16 protein-coding genes are annotated in these 18449 nt (G+C 60.8%); 5 read left to right on the top strand and 11 right to left on the bottom strand.

The genetic code is table 11. The features are described from left to right. Positions 1-94: 94 nt before the first annotated feature. Genes GIW28_RS08975 through GIW28_RS08960 form a run of 4 tightly spaced genes read left to right on the top strand, consistent with a single transcriptional unit; the run spans position 95 to position 3330 of the window. The gene (locus GIW28_RS08975; protein ID WP_017135737.1) at positions 95-910 is read left to right on the top strand and encodes a MetQ/NlpA family ABC transporter substrate-binding protein; all 816 of its coding nucleotides are present in this window, start codon (positions 95-97) and stop codon (positions 908-910) included. Next, positions 907-2019 (top strand): methionine ABC transporter ATP-binding protein, encoded by a 1113-nt coding sequence (locus GIW28_RS08970; RefSeq protein WP_236447116.1) that lies wholly within the window; start codon positions 907-909, stop codon positions 2017-2019. Before GIW28_RS08975 ends, GIW28_RS08970 begins: the two co-directional genes overlap by 4 nt. Further along, the gene (locus GIW28_RS08965; RefSeq protein WP_017135739.1) at positions 2009-2653 is read left to right on the top strand and encodes a methionine ABC transporter permease; all 645 of its coding nucleotides are present in this window, start codon (positions 2009-2011) and stop codon (positions 2651-2653) included. Before GIW28_RS08970 ends, GIW28_RS08965 begins: the two co-directional genes overlap by 11 nt. 50 nt (positions 2654-2703) lie before the next feature. Then, the gene (locus GIW28_RS08960; protein WP_236447115.1) at positions 2704-3330 is read left to right on the top strand and encodes a class I SAM-dependent methyltransferase; all 627 of its coding nucleotides are present in this window, start codon (positions 2704-2706) and stop codon (positions 3328-3330) included. A 115-nt stretch (positions 3331-3445) separates the two neighbouring features. On the opposite strand, the gene GIW28_RS08955 is transcribed toward GIW28_RS08960, so the two are convergent. The 4 genes from GIW28_RS08955 to GIW28_RS08940 all read right to left on the bottom strand — a co-directional run bounded on the left by GIW28_RS08955 (position 3446) and on the right by GIW28_RS08940 (position 10941). Further along, positions 3446-5626, bottom strand: coding sequence for a glycoside hydrolase (locus GIW28_RS08955; RefSeq protein ID WP_236447114.1), 2181 nt, complete (start codon positions 5624-5626; stop codon positions 3446-3448). A gap of 115 nt (positions 5627-5741) precedes the next feature. Further along, positions 5742-8795, bottom strand: coding sequence for an efflux RND transporter permease subunit (locus tag GIW28_RS08950; protein ID WP_017135742.1), 3054 nt, complete (start codon positions 8793-8795; stop codon positions 5742-5744). Then, complete coding sequence (locus tag GIW28_RS08945) at positions 8792-9862, bottom strand: efflux RND transporter periplasmic adaptor subunit (RefSeq protein WP_017135743.1); 1071 nt, start codon at positions 9860-9862, stop codon at positions 8792-8794. Before GIW28_RS08945 ends, GIW28_RS08950 begins: the two co-directional genes overlap by 4 nt. Then, positions 9859-10941 (bottom strand): efflux RND transporter periplasmic adaptor subunit, encoded by a 1083-nt coding sequence (locus tag GIW28_RS08940; protein WP_017135744.1) that lies wholly within the window; start codon positions 10939-10941, stop codon positions 9859-9861. The genes GIW28_RS08945 and GIW28_RS08940 overlap by 4 nt, the downstream gene beginning before the upstream one ends. A gap of 120 nt (positions 10942-11061) precedes the next feature. On the opposite strand from GIW28_RS08940, the gene GIW28_RS08935 reads away from it, so the two are divergent. Beyond that, entirely contained in the window at positions 11062-12222 is a 1161-nt protein-coding gene (locus GIW28_RS08935; RefSeq protein WP_236447113.1) for an AAA family ATPase, read from the top strand. A 99-nt stretch (positions 12223-12321) separates the two neighbouring features. Here GIW28_RS08935 and GIW28_RS08930 read toward each other — a convergent pair whose 3' ends face one another. The 7 genes from GIW28_RS08930 to GIW28_RS08900 form a co-directional block, all read right to left on the bottom strand. Then, positions 12322-13173, bottom strand: a complete 852-nt coding sequence (locus tag GIW28_RS08930) for a transporter substrate-binding domain-containing protein (RefSeq protein WP_099549536.1) — start codon at positions 13171-13173, stop codon at positions 12322-12324. Beyond that, positions 13170-13946 carry an amino acid ABC transporter ATP-binding protein gene (locus GIW28_RS08925; protein WP_017135747.1) on the bottom strand — a complete coding sequence of 259 codons (777 nt, stop codon included), beginning with the start codon at positions 13944-13946 and terminating at the stop codon, positions 13170-13172. The genes GIW28_RS08930 and GIW28_RS08925 overlap by 4 nt, the downstream gene beginning before the upstream one ends. Beyond that, the gene (locus GIW28_RS08920; protein WP_065930871.1) at positions 13943-14602 is read right to left on the bottom strand and encodes an amino acid ABC transporter permease; all 660 of its coding nucleotides are present in this window, start codon (positions 14600-14602) and stop codon (positions 13943-13945) included. Before GIW28_RS08920 ends, GIW28_RS08925 begins: the two co-directional genes overlap by 4 nt. Further along, on the bottom strand, positions 14583-15248 hold the full coding sequence (locus GIW28_RS08915) for an amino acid ABC transporter permease (protein ID WP_003187615.1): 666 nt from the start codon (positions 15246-15248) through the stop codon (positions 14583-14585). Before GIW28_RS08915 ends, GIW28_RS08920 begins: the two co-directional genes overlap by 20 nt. Before the next feature lie 532 nt (positions 15249-15780). Further along, on the bottom strand, positions 15781-16563 hold the full coding sequence (locus GIW28_RS08910) for a MetQ/NlpA family ABC transporter substrate-binding protein (protein WP_236447112.1): 783 nt from the start codon (positions 16561-16563) through the stop codon (positions 15781-15783). A gap of 124 nt (positions 16564-16687) precedes the next feature. Next, a complete protein-coding gene (locus GIW28_RS08905; protein WP_069786395.1) occupies positions 16688-17626 on the bottom strand; it encodes a sigma 54-interacting transcriptional regulator in 939 nt (312 codons plus the stop codon). A 48-nt stretch (positions 17627-17674) separates the two neighbouring features. After that, positions 17675-18256 (bottom strand): alpha/beta hydrolase, encoded by a 582-nt coding sequence (locus GIW28_RS08900; protein ID WP_058422586.1) that lies wholly within the window; start codon positions 18254-18256, stop codon positions 17675-17677. Positions 18257-18449: the final 193 nt, after the last annotated feature.

The following is an 18449-nucleotide window of genomic DNA, read 5'->3' as shown; positions in this document are numbered from 1 at the left end:
TTTTTTTGCTGACCCACCGCCATCGCAGGCAAGCCAGCTCCCACATTTAGAACCGCATTGTTCTTATCCATTACCTTATGACTGGAAATCGATTATGAAAAAAACACGGCTCTCCCACCCAGTCAAAGCACTGGCCCTGGCCTTCGGCTTGTTCAGCTCGGCCGTATTTGCCGCTGACGCACCGCTGAAAATCGGCACCACCGCGGCCTTCGCGATTCCCCTTGAAGCCGCCGTCGCTGAAGCCGGCAAGCAAGGCCTGAAGGTCGAGCTGGTGGAGTTCACCGACTGGATCGCGCCCAACGTCAGCCTGGCCGCCGGCGATATCGACGTGAACTACTTCCAGCACATTCCGTTCCTGGAAAACGCCAAGGCCGCCGCCGGTTTTGACCTGGTGCCGTATGCCCCGGGCATCATCAATAACGTCGGGCTGTATTCCAAGAAGTACACAACCATCAACGACCTGCCCCAAGGCGCCAGCGTGGCGATTGCCAACGACCCGATCAACAGCGGTCGCGGCCTGCAATTGCTGGCCAAGGCCGGGCTGATCAGCCTCAAGCCGGGCGTGGGCTACAAGGCCACCGAAGAAGACATCATCGCCAACCCGAAAAAGCTCAAGATCCTGCAAGTCGAGGCCGTGCAACTGGTGCGCGCCTATGACGACGCCGATCTGGTGCAGGGCTACCCGGCCTATATCCGCCTGTCCAAGACCTTCGATGCCGAGTCGGCGCTGCTGTTCGACGGCCTCGATCACCCGGAATACGTGATTCAGTTTGTGATCCAGCCCAAGAGCAAAACCGACCCGCGGGTGATCAAGTTCGTCGACATCTACCAACACTCACCGGTGGTACGTGCGGCGCTGGATAAATCCCTCGGCAAGCTCTACCAAGTCGGCTGGGAAGATAAAAAATGACCGCCGCCAACGCCCAACTGCGCGACCTGGGCACGCCGCCCAGGGCCGCCGAGCAGACAGAGCTGCACCCGGACCTGAACCGCGCCCATGTGCGTTTTATCAACCTGGGCAAAACCTATGACGGCGCCGTGCATGCCCTGCAAGGCATTGATCTGGCGATCCAGCACGGTGAAGTGTTCGGCATCATCGGCCGCAGCGGCGCCGGCAAGTCGTCGCTGATCCGCACCATCAACCGCCTGGAGCAACCCAGCAGCGGGCGCGTATTGATTGATCAGGTGGACATCGGTGAGTTCGACGAAGACCGCCTGGTGGCGCTGCGGCGGCGCATCGGCATGATCTTCCAGCACTTCAACCTGATGTCGGCCAAGACCGTGTGGCAGAACGTCGAACTGCCGCTGAAAGTCGCCGGTGTGCCCAAGCTGCAGCGTGAGCAAAAAGTGCGCGAGTTGCTGGAGTTGGTCGGCCTCAAAGACAAGCACAAAGCCTATCCGGCGCAACTCTCCGGCGGGCAGAAGCAGCGCGTGGGCATCGCCCGCTCGCTGGTGCATGACCCGCAGATTTTGCTGTGCGACGAAGCCACTTCGGCCCTCGACCCGGAAACTACCCAATCGATCCTCGGCCTGTTGCGCGAGATCAACCAGCGCCTGGGCCTGACCATCGTGTTGATCACCCACGAGATGGCGGTGATTCGCGATATCTGCGACCGCGTGGTGGTATTGGAACACGGGCGCATCGTCGAGCAAGGCCCGGTGTGGCAAGTGTTCGGCAACCCGCAGCACGAGGTCAGCCAAACCCTGCTGGCGCCGTTGCAACACGGGCTGCCGGACGAACTGCAAAGTCGCTTGCAGGCTGAACCTGCGTCGACGGCGGCGGTGGTGTTGCGGTTGCAGTTCACCGGCAGCGCCGCGGACGAACCCGACCTGGCCGCGCTGTTCGCTGCCCTCGGAGGGCGCGTGCGCTTATTGCAAGGCGGTGTGGAACGGATTCAGGGGCATGCCCTGGGGCAATTGCTGTTGGCGGTAAATGGCTCGCCCCACAACGCCGAAGAGTTGCGCAGCCGCGCGGGGAATTGGGCGCAACAGGTAGAGGTACTGGGCTATGTGGTTTGATCGTTTATTGCAGGGCGCCATCGACACCTTGTTGATGGTCGGCGTGTCATCACTGATCGCGTTGCTGGCAGGTATTCCGCTGGCGGTGTTCCTGGTCACCAGCGACAAGGGCGGCATCTACCAAGCCCCCACGCTGAACCGCGTGCTGGGGGCGTTCGTCAATCTGTTCCGCTCCATTCCGTTTTTGATCCTGATGGTGGCGCTGATCCCGTTCACGCGGCTGATCGTCGGCACCACCTACGGCGTGTGGGCCGCCGTTGTACCGCTGACCATCGCCGCCACGCCGTTCTTTGCGCGGATTGCCGAAGTGAGTTTGCGTGAGGTCGATCATGGCTTGATCGAGGCCGCACAGGCCATGGGCTGCCGCCGCTGGCACATTATCTGGCATGTGCTGCTTCCCGAGGCGCTGCCGGGGATTGTCGGCGGGTTTACGATTACCCTGGTGACGATGATCAACTCGTCGGCCATGGCTGGGGCGATTGGGGCTGGAGGCTTGGGGGACATTGCGTATCGGTATGGCTACCAGCGGTTTGATACGCAGATCATGCTGACCGTGATTGTGCTGCTGGTGGCGTTGGTGGCGGTGATTCAGTTGGGTGGGGATCGGTTGGCGCGGGTGCTTAATAAGAGGTGAGGGAGAGGTGAGGTATAGTCGGGCAATCTCAGCGCCCGGTATTACCCGTCATGACCCTAAAGCCCGACGACCTCAACCAGATCACCACCACCACCCTCGGCCACTACAACAAAGTCGCCGAAGACTTCCGCGAAGGCACCCGCGATCACGATGTGAGCCAGAACATCGACGCCCTGCTGCGGCATATCCAGGGCACGCCCCCGTTCACCGTGCTGGATTTCGGCTGCGGCCCTGGGCGGGATTTGCAGACGTTTACGCGCATGGGGCATATCGCCGTCGGGCTGGATGGCTCTGAGCGCTTTGCGCAGATGGCGCGTGAAGACAGTGGTTGTGAAGTGTTGCAGCAGGACTTCCTGAAGCTGGCTTTACCCGCCGCGCGCTTTGATGGGGTATTTGCCAATGCGGTGCTGTTTCATATTCCCAAACAGGAACTGCCTCGGGTGCTCAAGCAGCTGCATGGGGCGCTGAAGCCGGGTGGTGTGTTGTTCAGTTCCAACCCTCGGGGTGAGAATCAGGAAGGCTGGAACGGGCCTCGGTACGGGTCTTATCACGACCTGGAGGCGTGGCAGGGTTTGCTGACGGCGGCAGGGTTTGTGGAGTTGGAGCATTACTACCGACCGGCCGGGTTGCCGCGCGAGCAGCAGCCTTGGTTGGCGAGTGTGTGGCGCAAGGCATAGAGGTTCGTTGTTTGATCTGACGCTATCGCAGGCAAGCCAGCTCCCACATTCGAAGGTATTCACACATCAAAATGTGGGAGCTGGCTTGCCTGCGATGGCGATTTAAGCAGCGCCGCTATTTCACCTGATACACCACCGGTTTTTCACCCACCACCAACGCCGTCACACTACGCCCTATGTACCCTTCCTGCTCCTGCACAGAAAAATTCGCCACCAACCTTGTGCCATCGGCAAACGTAGTCTGCTGCACCTGTTTGTCCGCCGTCAGCCAACGGAAATCGGTCATCGCCTGAGCCGCCAAACGCTGATGCAACGGCCTGAAGAAACGGTCCTGACGCTGGATCACCGGCAGACGCTGCTTAAGCGTCGCATCCGTGAGGTGATACAAAGGCGGCACGTTGTAGAGCAGTTGGGTCAGCTCGTTCTCGGCCCGCACATTGCTCAGCTTCAGGTTGTCGAACAGCCAATGGTGGGTGGTGATGACCGAACCGTGGAACACCGCCTGGTACAGCGGCAGGCGCATGGTCGGGTCGAAGTACAGTGTGCGAAACGGCTCTTTCAATGGCACGGGCTTGAAGAACACCGCCGGCTGCTCCGGCGGGTACCAGTTGCCGACGTAATAGGGCGATTGCTTGTCCTGGGTCATCTGTCGATCGCCCCAGCCGATCACCGGCGTCTGCATGCCGTGGGCGAACAGAGTGCCTTGGGCGGTGCTGGCATTGCCATCTTCGGAACCCGCCGGCAGCTTGAGTACCGTGCTGATCCAGCGGGAGGCGTCGATATTGCCTTCGGCGTTCTGCGCCTGAGTCATGGGCGCACTGTCACGGTAGCTGTCGAACACCATGCCGGTGGCGTAGGCATCCAGGAACCAGGCGTTAAAACCGGCCCTGGCCTGCACCGCCTTCACCCGTGCTTCCAGCAAAGGCCGTATACAGCGCGGGTCGATGTAGTGGCCCGATTGCTGGAAGCCGGTTTTCAGCTTGCCGTCCTTGAGCACAATCGCGCAGTCACGGTAGGCCTTGGCGCCCAGGTGCGCGGTGGTCCAGTCCGGGTTTTCGCTGGCGGACAAGGCGGTTTCATAGGAGTCGTAGGGCGCCACCAGGTAACCGGCTGCGACACCGGCGCGAATTGCTTCGGGATGCCACAGGCCACCTTCCCAGCCTTCGCCCAGGGTCAGCAACAGGCGCGGCAGCCCGGCGTCGCGCAGGGATTGAATCGTCTGGCTGCCCCAGGTCTCGGGGGTGCCGGTCAAGGCCCCGGCAAAGTCCTTGGCCAGCTCGCTGCGCAGTTCACCATAGCGGGCGGCGAGTCGGGTCATGTCCGGGTCTTCGACTTGCCAAGCCTGCCGCGCTTGCTGATTGATCGCCGCATTCAGGCCCCGCAACAAAACGCCTTGCTCATAACGGTTCAAAGCCTTGGCCTGCGCCAGAACCTGAGTCGCCTCTTTGTCCATCAACCCCTTGAGTGCATGGCCGCGCAAGCGTTTGACCAGCAGCGGCCAATCACGCACATCAGCGGGGGCCAGCAGGCTGTTGCCCCACAGGTAGACATGGCTGGCGCCCAGCAGTTTTTTGGCCTCGGGGGTTTGTTGCAGCTTGTCCGCCAGCGGCTCGTAGCGGCCCTGCTCTACCAGCCATTGGCGATAGCGCTTGGCACCGGCCAATGGGTCGGCGTCACCGAGGTGCAAGCGCAAGGTCATCGGCGCCGTGGGGTCAAGACGGGTAAATTCGTGAGCCACCGAAAGTGCCAGGCCCTGGCCGTCGGCCTGCCATTGCAAGTGGTTGTTGTAGGGGTTGGTCAGCAACCAGCTCAACGTGAAGCGGCCGTGATCCATGCCCCATAACGGCAGGCTGAGGTCCTGGGTAGTATTGAGTTCGCCCTGCTCCAGCAAAAACGCTTTCCACACGGCGTTACCGGCCGGTACGTAATGACCTTCGGCCAAGGGCCAGATCAACCCCTTGCCCATGGCCGCAGCGGGTTGGCGCAGCAGCGGCAGTTCACCCGGCTCGCGGGCGCTGAGGGTCAGGGACAGGTCGCGCTGCTCAAGGCGAGCCGTCAGGCGATAGGCGCCGTTGTCCCATTGCCAGGCAGCCTGCTCGGCACCCGCTTGCAAATCACTGACAGCATGGGCAGCCACACCGCTGGACGCCTGCACCGAGGTCTCGCCTGCGGGCGTAACGCGCAGCGCGAGCGTGGCGGGGTCGAGTTCGACACGCCACAGGGCGTTTTCCAATACGGTGCCGGCTAATGCCAGTGGAGATAACAACAGGCTGACAACCAGCAAAAAATGACGCATGGCACGGGCCTTCCAGACAAGATCAGGCCCGGAGGGTAATGCACATAAGCCTCAGCAAGTGTTCGAAAAGTGTTTCAAAGAACCTTCCCACATCCATTCAGGAAGGCTCCGATGGTCAGGCCTGTTCTTTTTTCGGCTCGCGAATCTTGTACCAAGCCACATACAACGCCGGCAAAAACAGCAGCGTCAGCAAGGTCGCAATGATGATCCCGCCAATCATCGCGTAAGCCATCGGCCCCCAGAACACTTCCCGCGCAATCGGGATCATGCCCAGGCTGGCCGCCGCTGCGGTGAGCAGGATCGGCCGGCGCCGGTGCTCGGTGGCCTCCACCACCGCGTCCCATGGTGTGTAGCCGGCCACTTCATATTCGTGGATCTGCGTTACCAGAATCACCGAGTTGCGGATGATGATGCCGATCAGCGCCAGAATGCCGAGGATCGCCACAAAGCCCATGGGCGTGCCGGTGGGGATCAGCGCCAGCACCACGCCAATAAGGCCCAGTGGCGCGACACTGGCCACCAGGAACATCTTCTGCACGCTGTGCAGCTGGATCATCAGGAACGTCGCCATCAGGAACAGCATCAGCGGCACCACCTTGGCAATCGGGCCTTGGGCCTTGCCGCTTTCTTCGACGGTGCCGCCGGTGGCCACCTTGTAACCCACCGGCAGCCCGGCGCTGAATTTCTCGATGGTCGGCGCCAGCTGTTTCACCAGGTCCGTGGGCTGCATCTCATCGCGCACCGAGGCCTTGATGGTGATCGTCGGCTTGCGGTCGCGACGCCATACCAGCGGCTGCTCCAACTCATAACGCACGGTGGCGAAGGCCAGCAGCGGAATCGAGGTGCCGTTGGGTGTGACGATCTGCAGGTTCTGCAAGGTTTCCGGCGTACCGCGCTCGGCATCTTCGGCGCGGCCAACGACGTTGATCAGGTAGATATCGTCGTGTACCTGGGTCACCGAAGCGCCGCTGACCACGCTGTTCATCAACTGCGCCACGTCTTCCGACGACAGCCCGAGTTGGCGCGCCTTGTCCTGGGCGATGTCCACGCGCAGCACTTTGCCCGGCTCGTTCCAGTCGTAGATGATCTCGCCCAGGTGGCTGTTTTTATCCAGCAAGGTCGCCAGTTCGATGGCGTGTTTGCGCACCTGATCAATGTCTTTGCCCGACACCCGATACTGGATCGGCCGCCCCACCGGCGGGCCCATTTCCAGCGGCTGCACATAACTGCCGATGCCGACAAAATCATCGCGCAGGCGTTTTTGCAGGCGTGCAATTAACGCACCGCGCTCTTCCAGGCCTTTGCTCACGATGACCAACTGCGCGTAGTAAGGGTTTTCCAGTTGCTGGTCCAGGGGCAGGTAGAAACGAATCGCACCCTGGCCAATGTAGGTGCTCCAGCGCGCAATGTCCGGGTCGTCCTTGATGATTGCTTCAAGGCGGTCAACGGCCTTGCGCGTCTCATTGATCGAGGCGTTTTGCGGCAGGTTGAGGTCGACGAGGATTTCCGGGCGGTCCGAGGACGGGAAGAACTGGTTCTGCACAAATTGCATCGAAAACACCGAGGCTACAAACAGGCCCACGGTGATGCCGATGGCCCACCAGCGGTTGCGCATGGCCCAGAGCATGCCGCCATTGAAGGCGCGGCCGATGCGCCCCGGCTCAGCGTCATGCGGTTTTACCTTGGCGCTGAGGATATGCACGCCGATCACCGGCGCGAACAGCACCGCCACCACCCATGACACCAGCATGGCCACGGCAATCACCGCAAACAGGGTGAAGGTGTACTCACCCGCCGAACTGGCGTTGAGGCCAATCGGCACAAAGCCGGCGACGGTCACCAGCGTACCGGTGAGCATCGGGAAAGCCGTCGAGGTGTAGGCGTAGGTCGCCGCCTGCTCCTTGGTTTCGCCTTTTTCCAGGCGCGTGATCATCATCTCGACGGTGATCATCGCGTCGTCCACCAACAGGCCGAGGGCGATGATCAACGCGCCCAGCGACACCCGCTGCATGGTGATGCCGCTGTATTCCATGAACACGAACACCAGCGCCAGCACCAGTGGAATCGAGCACGCCACCACCAGGCCGGCACGCATGCCGAGGCTGATAAAGCTCACCACCAACACGATGATCACCGCTTCAAACAAGGCGCTGGTAAAGCCGCCGACGGCTTCTTCCACCACTTCGGCCTGGTCGGAAACCTTATGCACGCCGACGCCCACTGGCAGGTCGGCGGTCAGTTCGTCCATGCGCGTGTGCAGCGCCTTGCCGAAGGATTGGATATTGCCGCCCTTCTGCATGGCGATGGCCAAGCCAATCGCCTGTTTGCCGTTGAAACGGAACATCGGCCGCGCCGGGTCGACGTAGCCACGGCTGATATCGGCAATGTCCGCCAACCGGTAGAAACGGTCATTGAGCCGCAGGTTGACGTTGGCCAGGTCTTTCTCCGAGGCGAATTGCCCGGACGTGCGCACCGAAATCCGTTCCGGCCCGGCCTCGATCACCCCGGCAGGCGTCACGGCGTTCTGTGATTGCAGGCTTTGCACCACTTGGCGTTGATCAATGCCCAACGCGGCGAGTTTGCGCGTGGAGAAGTTCAGGTAAATCACTTCGTCCTGCTGGCCGATCATCTCGACCTTGCCCAGCCCCGGCACCGAACGAATTTCGGCACGCACCTGCTCCACATAGTCACGCAGTTGGCGCATCGACAGGCCGTCGCCGGTAAAGGCGTAGACCGAGCCGAACACATCACCGAACTCATCGTTGAACGACGGCCCCTGCAAACCCTGGGGGAAGGTGCCGCGAATATCGTCGATCTTCTTGCGCACCTGGTACCAGATCTCCGGGATGGCCTTGGCGCTGGTGGTGTCCTTGAGGAAGACGAATACCGTGGATTCACCCGGCCGCGTGTAGCTCTTCACGTAGTCAAGGGAGTCGAGTTCTTCGAGTTTTTTCTCGATGCGGTCGGTGACCTGCTTGAGGGTTTCTTCCTGGGTCGCGCCCGGCCAGCGGGTCTGGATCACCATGGTCTTGATGGTGAACGACGGGTCTTCCTCGCGGCCCAGGTTCATGTAGGAGAACACGCCCATCAGCAGCGCGACGAACATCAAGTACCAGACGAAGGACTGATGCTTAAGGGCCCAGTCGGATAAGTTGAAGCTCCCTTTCATCGCGGGCTGTCCTCGTCGATTTTGACTTTTTGCCCGGGTTTCAGGCTGTTCACGCCAGCGGTGACGATGCGTTCGCCGGGTTTGACGCCGCCGTTGAGCAAGGCGCTGTTGGCATCACGGCTGATCACCGTGACGTCACGCGGCAGCACGGTCTGGCTCTGGGTGTCGAGCAACCAGATACGGGTTTTGCCGTCGGCTTCCTGCAAGGCGGTCAGCGGTACTTCGATACGCGGTGCAATGGCCGTGCTCAGGGTCACGCTGATGGCGGTGCCGAGGCGGAACGCAGGTGGCGTCTCGGCCAGGGTCAGGCGCGCGCGGCGGGTGCGCGTGGCGCTTTGGGCCTGGGGTTCGATCTCGCGCACGATGGCGGTGGTGTTGACGCTGGGGTCGAGCTGCCCGGCGACCAGGAATACCACGTCCGGCGGCAGGCGCTCGGCAAGCCCGGCGGGCAGGTCGATCACCGCTTCCTTGATGTCCGGGCGCGCCAGGGTCACCACTTGCTGGCCGGCGCTGACCACTTGTCCGGCCTCGGCATTCCAGGCGGTGACGATCCCGGCGTGGTCGGTGCGCAGTTCGGCGTAGTTGAGTTGGTCTTTAGCCTGGTTGACCGAGGCTTTGGCTTGATCAAGGGTCGCCTGGGTGGTTTTCAAGTCGGTCTGCGCCACATCCAGCTGGGCCTGGGCACCGACGCCGCGATTGAACAGTTCCTGCTGGCGCCGAGCGTTGGCCTGGGCATTGATGAACTGCGCCTGCACGCGGGCCAGGTCGCCTTGGGCGGCGCGCAACTGGTTTTGCTGGTCGGTGGGGTCGAGCACCGCGAGCAAGGCGCCCTTCTCCACTTCGGCGCCGACATCCACGGCGCGGCGGGCGATACGGCCAGGCACGCGGAAACCCAGGTTGCTTTCGTAGCGGGCCTGGATGGTGCCGGCGAAGCGGCCGAGGTTTTCCTGATCTTCGGACTTCACTTGCATGGACAGCACCGGGCGGACGGGCTCGGGCGGCGTTTCCTCTTTGGAACAAGCGACCAGCAACAGGCTGGCGGCAAGCAATGCCGTCAGGCGCTTCATGGCTGGACTCCTTGCTGGGCGATCTCGACGATCATGCCCGGGTGCAGCAATTGCCCGCCGGCCACCACGACTTTTTCGCCGCCTTTAAGGCCGTCGCCAATGATCACTTTGCCGGTCAGATAGCGCGCTACCGTGACTTTGTGCAGTTGCGCCTTGCCGTCGCCGTCAATCAGCCACACGGCGGGTTCGTTGAGGTCTTTGGTCAGCGCCGACCACGGCAACTCCACACTGGCCTTGGCCGGGCCATTGGCCGTGGCGCTGACCACTGAGCCCAGTTGCATGCCTTTAGGCAGCGATTGCAGGGCGATTTTCACTTGCACGGTGCCGGTATTGGCCGCCACGGCGGGCGTGACTTCGCGCACTTTACCCACGGCCTTGATGCTCGGGTTATCCAGCAGGCTCACGGTGATCGGCGCATCGGGCGGCGGCTCCACCAGCAAGGATTCATAGACGTTGAACACCGCATCGCGCTCGCCATCGGTGGCCAGGCTGAAAATCGGCACGGTGGCCTGCACCACCTGGCCGACTTCGGCCTGGCGTGCAGTGATCACGCCAGGTGCATCGGCGACCAGCGCGGTATAGCCGAGTTGTTCGCGGGCATTGGCCAATTGGGCCTGGGCGGCAGCCAGAGCGCTCTGGCTGCTACGCAGCGCGGCTTGGGCGGCGTCGTATTCGCTGCGGCTGGTGTAGCCCTTGGGCAGGAGCTTTTCCTGGCGTACGAAGGCGGCGGCGGTTTGCTTGACCCGCGCCTGCTCGGCCACGACCTGGGCCTGGGCGGAATCGACGTTGGTCTGCAAGTCTTTGGGGTCAAGCTTGGCCAGCACTTGCTTGGCGGTCACGCGGTCGCCCACGTCGACCATGCGCTGGATAATCTTGCCGCCCACGCGAAAGGACAAATCGGTTTGCACGCGGGCCTGGATATCGCCGGTCAGGGTCACTGCGGCGGCAAAATCCGCGGGTTGCACGGCCTGCACAAACACCCGCGAATGTTCCTTGGGTTCGGACTTTTCCTGGCCACAACCGCTCAGCAGCGTCAGCAGGCCCAATCCGAAAATACAGGTGTAAATACGACCGCCCATGCAGGCTCCTTTTGCGTGACGCGATGTGACAGTGAGTATGCGACTGTGAGCTTAGATCAGGGTTCCTTATCTGCATTGAGCATCCCATACTCCAAGGGTTCCCACGCCGGCTAAATACACATGCTCAAAACCCTCGCGGTGGCCAACTACCGCTCGATCAATAAACTGGTGGTGCCGCTGGCCCGGCTGAACCTGGTCACCGGCCCCAATGGCAGCGGCAAGTCCAACCTGTACCGCGCTTTACGCTTGCTGGCCGAAACCGCCCAAGGCGGGGTGATCAATGCATTGGCGCGTGAAGGCGGGCTGGATTCGACCTTCTGGGCCGGGCCCGAGAACGTCAGCCGACGCATGCGCAATGGCGAGGTGGCGGTTGAGCCGACCGTGCGCCAGGGCGTCAAACGCCTGCGCCTGGGGTTTGCCGCTGAGGACTTCAGCTACGCAATCTCCCTTGGGTTGCCGGAAAAGACCCTGTCCGCGTTCCAACTGGACCCGGAGGTAAAGAAAGAATGCATCTGGGCCGGTCACATCTACCGCCCGGCCAGCCTGCTGGTGCAGCGGTCCGGGCCGATGGTGCGCGCACGCGATGGCCGCGCCTGGGACGTATTGGCCCAGCACACGCCCAACTATCACAGCCTGTTCGATCAGGTCGGCAGCCTGCGCGGCTCGCCGGAGGTGTTGCTGCTGCGCGAAAGCATTCGTGGCTGGCGTTTTTATGATCATTTTCGCAGCGATGTGGACGCCCCCGTGCGCCAGCCGCAACTGGGCACGCGCACGCCGGTACTGCATCACGATGGGCGCGACTTGGCTGCGGCATTGCAGACCATCCGCGAAATCGGCGACCCCGAGGCGTTGCAGCGCGCAGTCAGTGATGCCTTCCCCGGCGCACGGCTGAATATCGAGCCGTTGCAAGGTGGGCGTTTTGCAATTGAGTTTTATCAGGAAGGTTTGCTGCGGCCATTGTCGGCAGCGGAATTGTCAGACGGCACCTTGCGCTACCTGCTGCTGATCGCGGCACTGCTGACGCCACGGCCGCCGACCATGATGGTACTGAACGAACCGGAAACCAGCCTGCACCCGGATTTATTACCGGCGTTGGCACGTTTGATTATCCAGGCCTCGAAGCAGTGCCAGGTGTGGGTGGTGTCGCATGCCAGCCGCTTGATTGCGGCGTTGCAGCAAGATGAAGAATGCAATTCGATCGTGCTGGAGAAGGTGCTGGGGCAGACTCAGATTGTCGGCCAGGGGATTCTGGATGGGCCGGCCTGGCATTGGCCGGAATAAGAGATGACTGGGCCGGCCTCATCGCGGGCAAGCCCGCTCCCACATTTGAAGATATTCACACATCAAAATGTGGAAGCTGGCTTGCCTGCGATAGCTATATCAGCCCTGCCACTTCCCGCCTTCAACAATCACACTCTCAGGCTTGGTGTCATCGCTCAGCTCTTTACGCACGTACTGGTCATACAGCTTGAGCAAAAACTTCTCCTCACCCAACTTCGCCAGCTCCGCGTTCACCCAGTCGCGCAGTTCGATATTGCCCTTCTTCACCGCCGGTGCAATCGGCGCTTCATCGCCGAGTTTCTCTTCCAGCACGCGGTAGCCAGGGTTCTGCTTGGCCCAGCTGAACAGCACCAGGTTGTCTTGCGCGTAGGCATCGCCACGCCCGGCCGACAGGGCTTGCAGTGACTCGGAGTTTTTCTCGAACTTGAGCAGTTTCCAGTCCGGGTGGTTCTTGGTCAGCCAGATATCGGCGGTGGTGCCGGTGGTGACGATGATGGTGCGGGTCGCCAGGTCATCCAGGCTTTTCACCGCGCTGTCATTCGGCACCAGCGCCTGCACAGCGACCTTCAAGTTGGGGTTGGTAAAGTCCACCGCTTCCTTGCGCTCCGGCGTCACGGTCATGTTGGCGAGGATCAGGTCGACCTTGTCGCTTTGCAGGAACGGAATACGGCTGGCCGGCTCGACGGCTACGAACTCAACCTTGTTTTCATCGCCCAACAGGTCCTTGGCGAATTGGCGGCCAATGTCGGTATCAAACCCCACATAGCGGCCCGCTTCGTTGACGAAACCAAACGGTGGTTTGTCGGTAAACACGCCGACGATCAGCTTGTCCCGCGCTTTGATCCTGTCGATGTAGCTGGCAGCAGCGACGGGTTTGGCAGGCTCTTCGGCCTTTTTATCGCAGCCGGCCAGCAAGGCAACGGCAAACAGTGGCAGCAGTAGTTTTTTCATATCAGCTCCAATTCCTTGGTCTTTTTGGGCAGTGTTGAAACAAAGGAGAACTTCTCCAGGAACTGCTGCGCGCGTGCGGTTTGCGGGTTCGTAAAGAATGCCTCGGGGGTGTTGTGCTCGAGGATGCGACCGGCCTCCATGAACACCACGCGGTCGGCGACGGCGCGGGCGAAGGCCATTTCATGGGTGACAATCAACAGGGTCATGCCATCGCGGGCCAGGCCTTGAATCACTTCCAGCACTTCCTTGACCATCTCCGGGTCGAGGGCGGCGGTGACTTCATCAAACAGCATGACCTGCGGGTTCATGCACAGCGAACGGACGATGGCGATGCGTTGCTGCTGGCCGCCGGAGAGCTGTCGCGGGAAGGCGTCGCGCTTGTCGGCAAGTCCCACACGCTCCAGCAGGTTCTCTGCTTGCTCACGGGCTTCACGCGGGTCGCGCTTTTGCACCTTCAGCGGGCCGAGCAGGATATTGTCGAGCACGCTCATGTGCGGGAACAGGTGGTAGCTCTGGAACACCATGCCCACGTCCTGACGCACCTGGCGCCAGTCGGTGTGTTTGTCCAGTAACTCCTTGCCGGCAAAACGCAGGCTGCCGCTGTGGGCGACTTCCAAGCCATTCAGGCAACGCAGCAACGTGCTTTTGCCGCAGCCGCTGGGGCCAAGGATCACCACCACTTCGCCACTCTGCACGCTCAGGTCGATGCCCTTGAGCACCTGCGCCTCGCCGAAGAATTTGTTGAAACCCTGGAACTCGATCAATGCGCTCATGCCTGGCCCCAGCGCCGTTCCAGCACCTTGGAGGCGGCCGACAACGGGTAGCAGATAAAGAAGAAAAACAGGAACAGCACGCCGTAGATCAATACCGACTCGTAGGTGCGCTCGATGATTTGCTGGCCGACCTTGATCACATCCACCACGCCGATCAGCACCGCCAGCGAGCTGGTCTTGATGATGCGCGTATAGACGTTGATGGTCGGCGGCGTCATGCGTTTGAGGGCTTGGGGCAGCAGTACGTAGCCGTACAGTTGCGGGTCGGATAAACCAATCGACAACCCCGCCTCGCGCTGGCCGCGTGGCAGCGAATGGAGCGCGCCACGCACCACTTCGCCCACCTCGCTGGCGCCCCATAGCGACAGCACCAGCACCGCGCACCAGAAGCTTGGAATGCTCAGGCCAAAGAAAATCGGCAGCCCGAAAAACAGCAGGTACAACCACACCAGCACCGGGATCGCGCGAAACAGCTCGAGATAAACCCGCAGCACCGCGTTAATCACCTTGTTATTCAAGGTGCGCAATACGCCATACAACACGCCGCCGACAGTGCTGAAGGCGATGCTCAAAAATGAAATCGACAGGGTTTGCGCCGCGCCCTTGCCCAATTGCGGCAACGACACCCACAACAACTCAAGACCCGAACTGGCCATGCTGGAGCCTCCTTTCCAGGCGGCTGAGCAGCAGCGACAGCGGCAAGAACAGCAACACGCAAATCAGCGTCAGCACGGCGAGCATTTCGTAGGTCTTGTAGTAGAGCGCGATGTAGCTCTTGGTGGTGTAGAGAATCTCCGGCACCGCCACGGCGGACACTACGGTGGTCTCTTTGAGCAAAAAGATGAAATTGGCAAACAGCGCCGGCAGGCTGAGGATACCGGCCTGGGGCAGGATCACATGACGCAGCAATTGCCAGTCCGACAGGCCGATGGACTTGCCCGACTCGATCTGCGCCAGCGGCACCGCTTCCACGCCGGCGCGCAGCACTTCGGTGAGGTAGGCGCCGCCGAGGAAGGTCATGGTGATGATCGCCGCCCAGAACCCGGAGATATTGAAGCCCAGGGCCGGCAGTGCGAAGTACACGAAAAACAGTTGGATCAGCAGCGGTGTATTACGCGCCAGTTCCACATACAGCGCCACCAGGCGCGACAGGTAGGGCGTGCGAAACACCAGCAGTGCGGCGTTGATCAGCGCCACCAGCAGGGAGGTGGCAATGGCGATCAAACCCACTTGCAGCGTGACCCCCACGGCTTTGAGAAACGCCGGCAAGGTGCTGAGGATAAAAGCAAAATCGAAGGTCATCTTGAGTCCATGACGCCGCAGGGGTAATGCGGCGGGCGCTGTCCGTTCCGGCATGGGTAACGCCGGGTAGCGCGAACTTTAAAGGCATAAAAAGTAAAATTTAAATACCCAAATAGCATATTGATATCACCCAAAAAGATAACCCGCGGATTCGCGGGTTTGGCGGGCTGCGGCTATGGTTGCTGGGTCTGTGTTTCGAGGGAATGAATAATGAACGAAGCGAAACCGATTGATCCGCAGGAACTGGTGAAGTGGCTGGTGGCGTTGCGTCGGGCGATCAATAGCCGCGAGCTCTGAGCCACTGAAAACCCAAATGTGATCGTTCCCACGCTCTGCGTGGGAATGCAGCACAGGACGCTCTGCGTCCGCTCGTGACGCGGAGCGTCACAGGAGGCATTCCCACGCGGAGCGTGGGAACGATCAATCGCAGGCAAGCCAGCTCCCACAGGATTTGATTTTGTTTCAGGCATAAAAAAACGCCGACGCTGCAGTAGCCGTCGGCGTTCAAACCTTGAAGGGGGTTTGGTTTACATCAGAACGCAGGCACTACCGCGCCGTTGTACTTCTTCTCGATGAAGGCTTTGACTTGCGGGCTGGTCAGGGCCTTGGCCAGTTTCTGGATGGCGCCGCTGTCCTTGTTGTCCGGGCGCGCCACCAGGAAGTTCACGTACGGCGACTTGGCGTCTTCGATGATCAGCGCGTCTTTGGCTGGGTTCAGGCCAGCTTCCAGGGCGTAGTTGGTGTTGATCACATCCAGGTCAACCTGGTCCAGCACGCGTGGCAGCAGCGCCGATTCCAGCTCTTTGAATTTCAGGTTTTTCGGGTTGCTGGCGATGTCTTTCGGCGTAGCCAGTGCATTGGTCGGGTCTTTTAGCGTAATCAGACCGTTCTTTTGCAGCAGCAACAGGGCGCGGCCAGCGTTGGAGCCTTCGTTAGGGATGGCCACGGTGGCGCCATCTTTGAGTTCAGAAATGTTCTTGATCTTTTTCGAGTAACCGCCGATGGGCTCAACGTGCACACCAATCACGGTGACCAGGTTGGTGCCCTTGCCCTTGTTGAAGTTTTCCAGGTACGGCAGGGTCTGGAAGTAGTTGGCATCCAGACGCTTCTCGGCAACCTGGGTATTGGGTTGCACATAGTCAGTGAAGACTTTGATTTCCAGGTCCACGCCTTCTTTAGCCAGGGTCGGCTTGACCAGTTCAAGGATCTCCGCGTGCGGGATCGGGGTAGCCGCTACCACCAGTTTCTCGTTGGCCTGGGCGAAGCTTGCAGTCAGGGCAGCCGCCAGTGCGGTAAACAACAGAACCTTTTTCATGCAGTGTCCTTATCGAAATTCCGGGGCGTCTCTGACGACCGTTTTTATGGTGTGCCAGCGAAGTGCTATCGCGGCGTGGGATGGACAATACCTAGATTTTTTATTCCCGAACAATATCTTTTATTCACGTTGATATTCCATTTTGTTCATGTTGCGGCTGCTCATTTAGAAAGCTGAGCAAGGTTTGCTGTTCCGCGGCGCTGGCACTCGCGAAGATCCGCCGCAGTTGTTCCAACGGAGAACCGGCGGCGGGCAGGTTCAAATGCTCGGGCAAAATCTCATCGCCACTGCTTACCAAGAGCGCAAAGTGAATAACGTTTTCCAGCTCGCGGGTATTGCCCGGCCAGCTGTGATGCTCGAGCACACGCTGGGCGGCATCACTGATCAGCGGCACCGGCAGGTCGAGGCGCTGGCTGTAGATGCCGAGGAAATATTCAGCCAGGGACAAAATGTCGCCCACCCGCTCACGCAGAGCCGGCAGGTCCAACTGGCCTTCGCTCAGGTAATGGAACAGGCGTTCATGAAACTTTCCGGCGGCCACGGCCTGGGCCAGGTCGATACTGGTGGCGGCGACCAGCCGCACATCCACCGGGCTTGGCTGATGAGCGCCGACACGGGTGACTTCGTGGTTTTCCAGGGCGGCGAGCAATTTCACCTGGATCGGCAGCGGCAAATCGCCGATCTCGTCCAGGTACAAGGTGCCGCCATTGGCCGAGCCAAACCAGCCGGCGCGGCTGCTGGCTGCTCCGCTATGGCTGCCGGCGGCATAGCCGAACAATTCGGCATCCGCGTAGGTAGGGCTGATGGCGCCGCAATTGACCGACACAAACAAACCCGTGCGGTCGCTGCCCCGGTGAATATGCCGCGCCAGCAGCTCTTTACCACTGCCGGTCTCACCGCGAATCAACACCGGCAACGCACGCGGTGCGAGGCTTTCCAGTTCTTCACGCAGCTGGCGTGAACGCGGGTCGACAAACACCAGCGCCTTGGCGCGGATGCTCAGCGGGCTTTTTTCAGCATCGGGAAAGGTCAGCAACGGCTGGCCGAAGGTGTCATGACTCATGGCAGGCTCCCGCCCCAAATCCGCTCAGGGACGGGGCGTTGAAAAAATTTATGCACGGCGCCGGGCGTGATGCTCAAGGCGGTTTTGCAGGCGATAGAGGTAGGCAAAACCCTGCTCCCAGCGTTGGTGGCCGGACTTCACATTGATATGCCCGGCTCCGGACAAAATGCCGGCCTCGGCGCCCCAGTTGCGGGCCAGCTCCAAGGCGCGGGTGGCGCTGACGGCACTGTCGTTGTCGGAACTGACCACTTGGCTGGGAAACGGCAACAGGTGCGTGGGAATCGGTGCAAAGTTACGCAGGGCGGGGGCACAGGCGGGGCGTTCGACATCCGCCGGCGCCACCAGCAAGGCGCCGCGCACCTGGCGTAGAAAATGCACCGGCGCCGTGGCCGCCCAATGGGCGACCGTGATGCAACCCAGGCTATGGGCAATGAGAATCACCGGCGTGCTGTCGGCGGCGATGGCCTCCGCCAGTGCCGCCACCCAGTCTTCGCGACGCGGGGTAAGCCAATCGGCCTGCTCCACACGCGCACTGTTGGGCAGGCTGTTCTGCCAATGACTTTGCCAATGATCTTCTGGCGATCCTTGCCAGCCCGGCACGATCAGATAACGAATCGACTCGCTGTGCATGGGTGTGCCCTCCTGCAGCGTTTAACGTTGCTGGTCAGTATAGGGACGAGGGTTATATTCGTTAAGGAATAAGAAGCTATTTATTAATAACCAAAATATCAATCACACGGATACTTAAAAATGTGGGAGCTGGCTTGCCTGCGATAGCGGTGGGTCAGTCGATACATCTGTAACTGAGAGACCGCTATCGCAG

Origin of the sequence: Pseudomonas sp. PA-5-4B (assembly GCF_021606215.1) — a bacterium.
Taxonomy (GTDB): Bacteria; Pseudomonadota; Gammaproteobacteria; order Pseudomonadales; family Pseudomonadaceae; genus Aquipseudomonas; species Aquipseudomonas edaphica.
The sequence above is the reverse complement of the archived record's forward strand: the minus strand, read 5'-3'. Positions and strand labels throughout refer to the sequence as shown.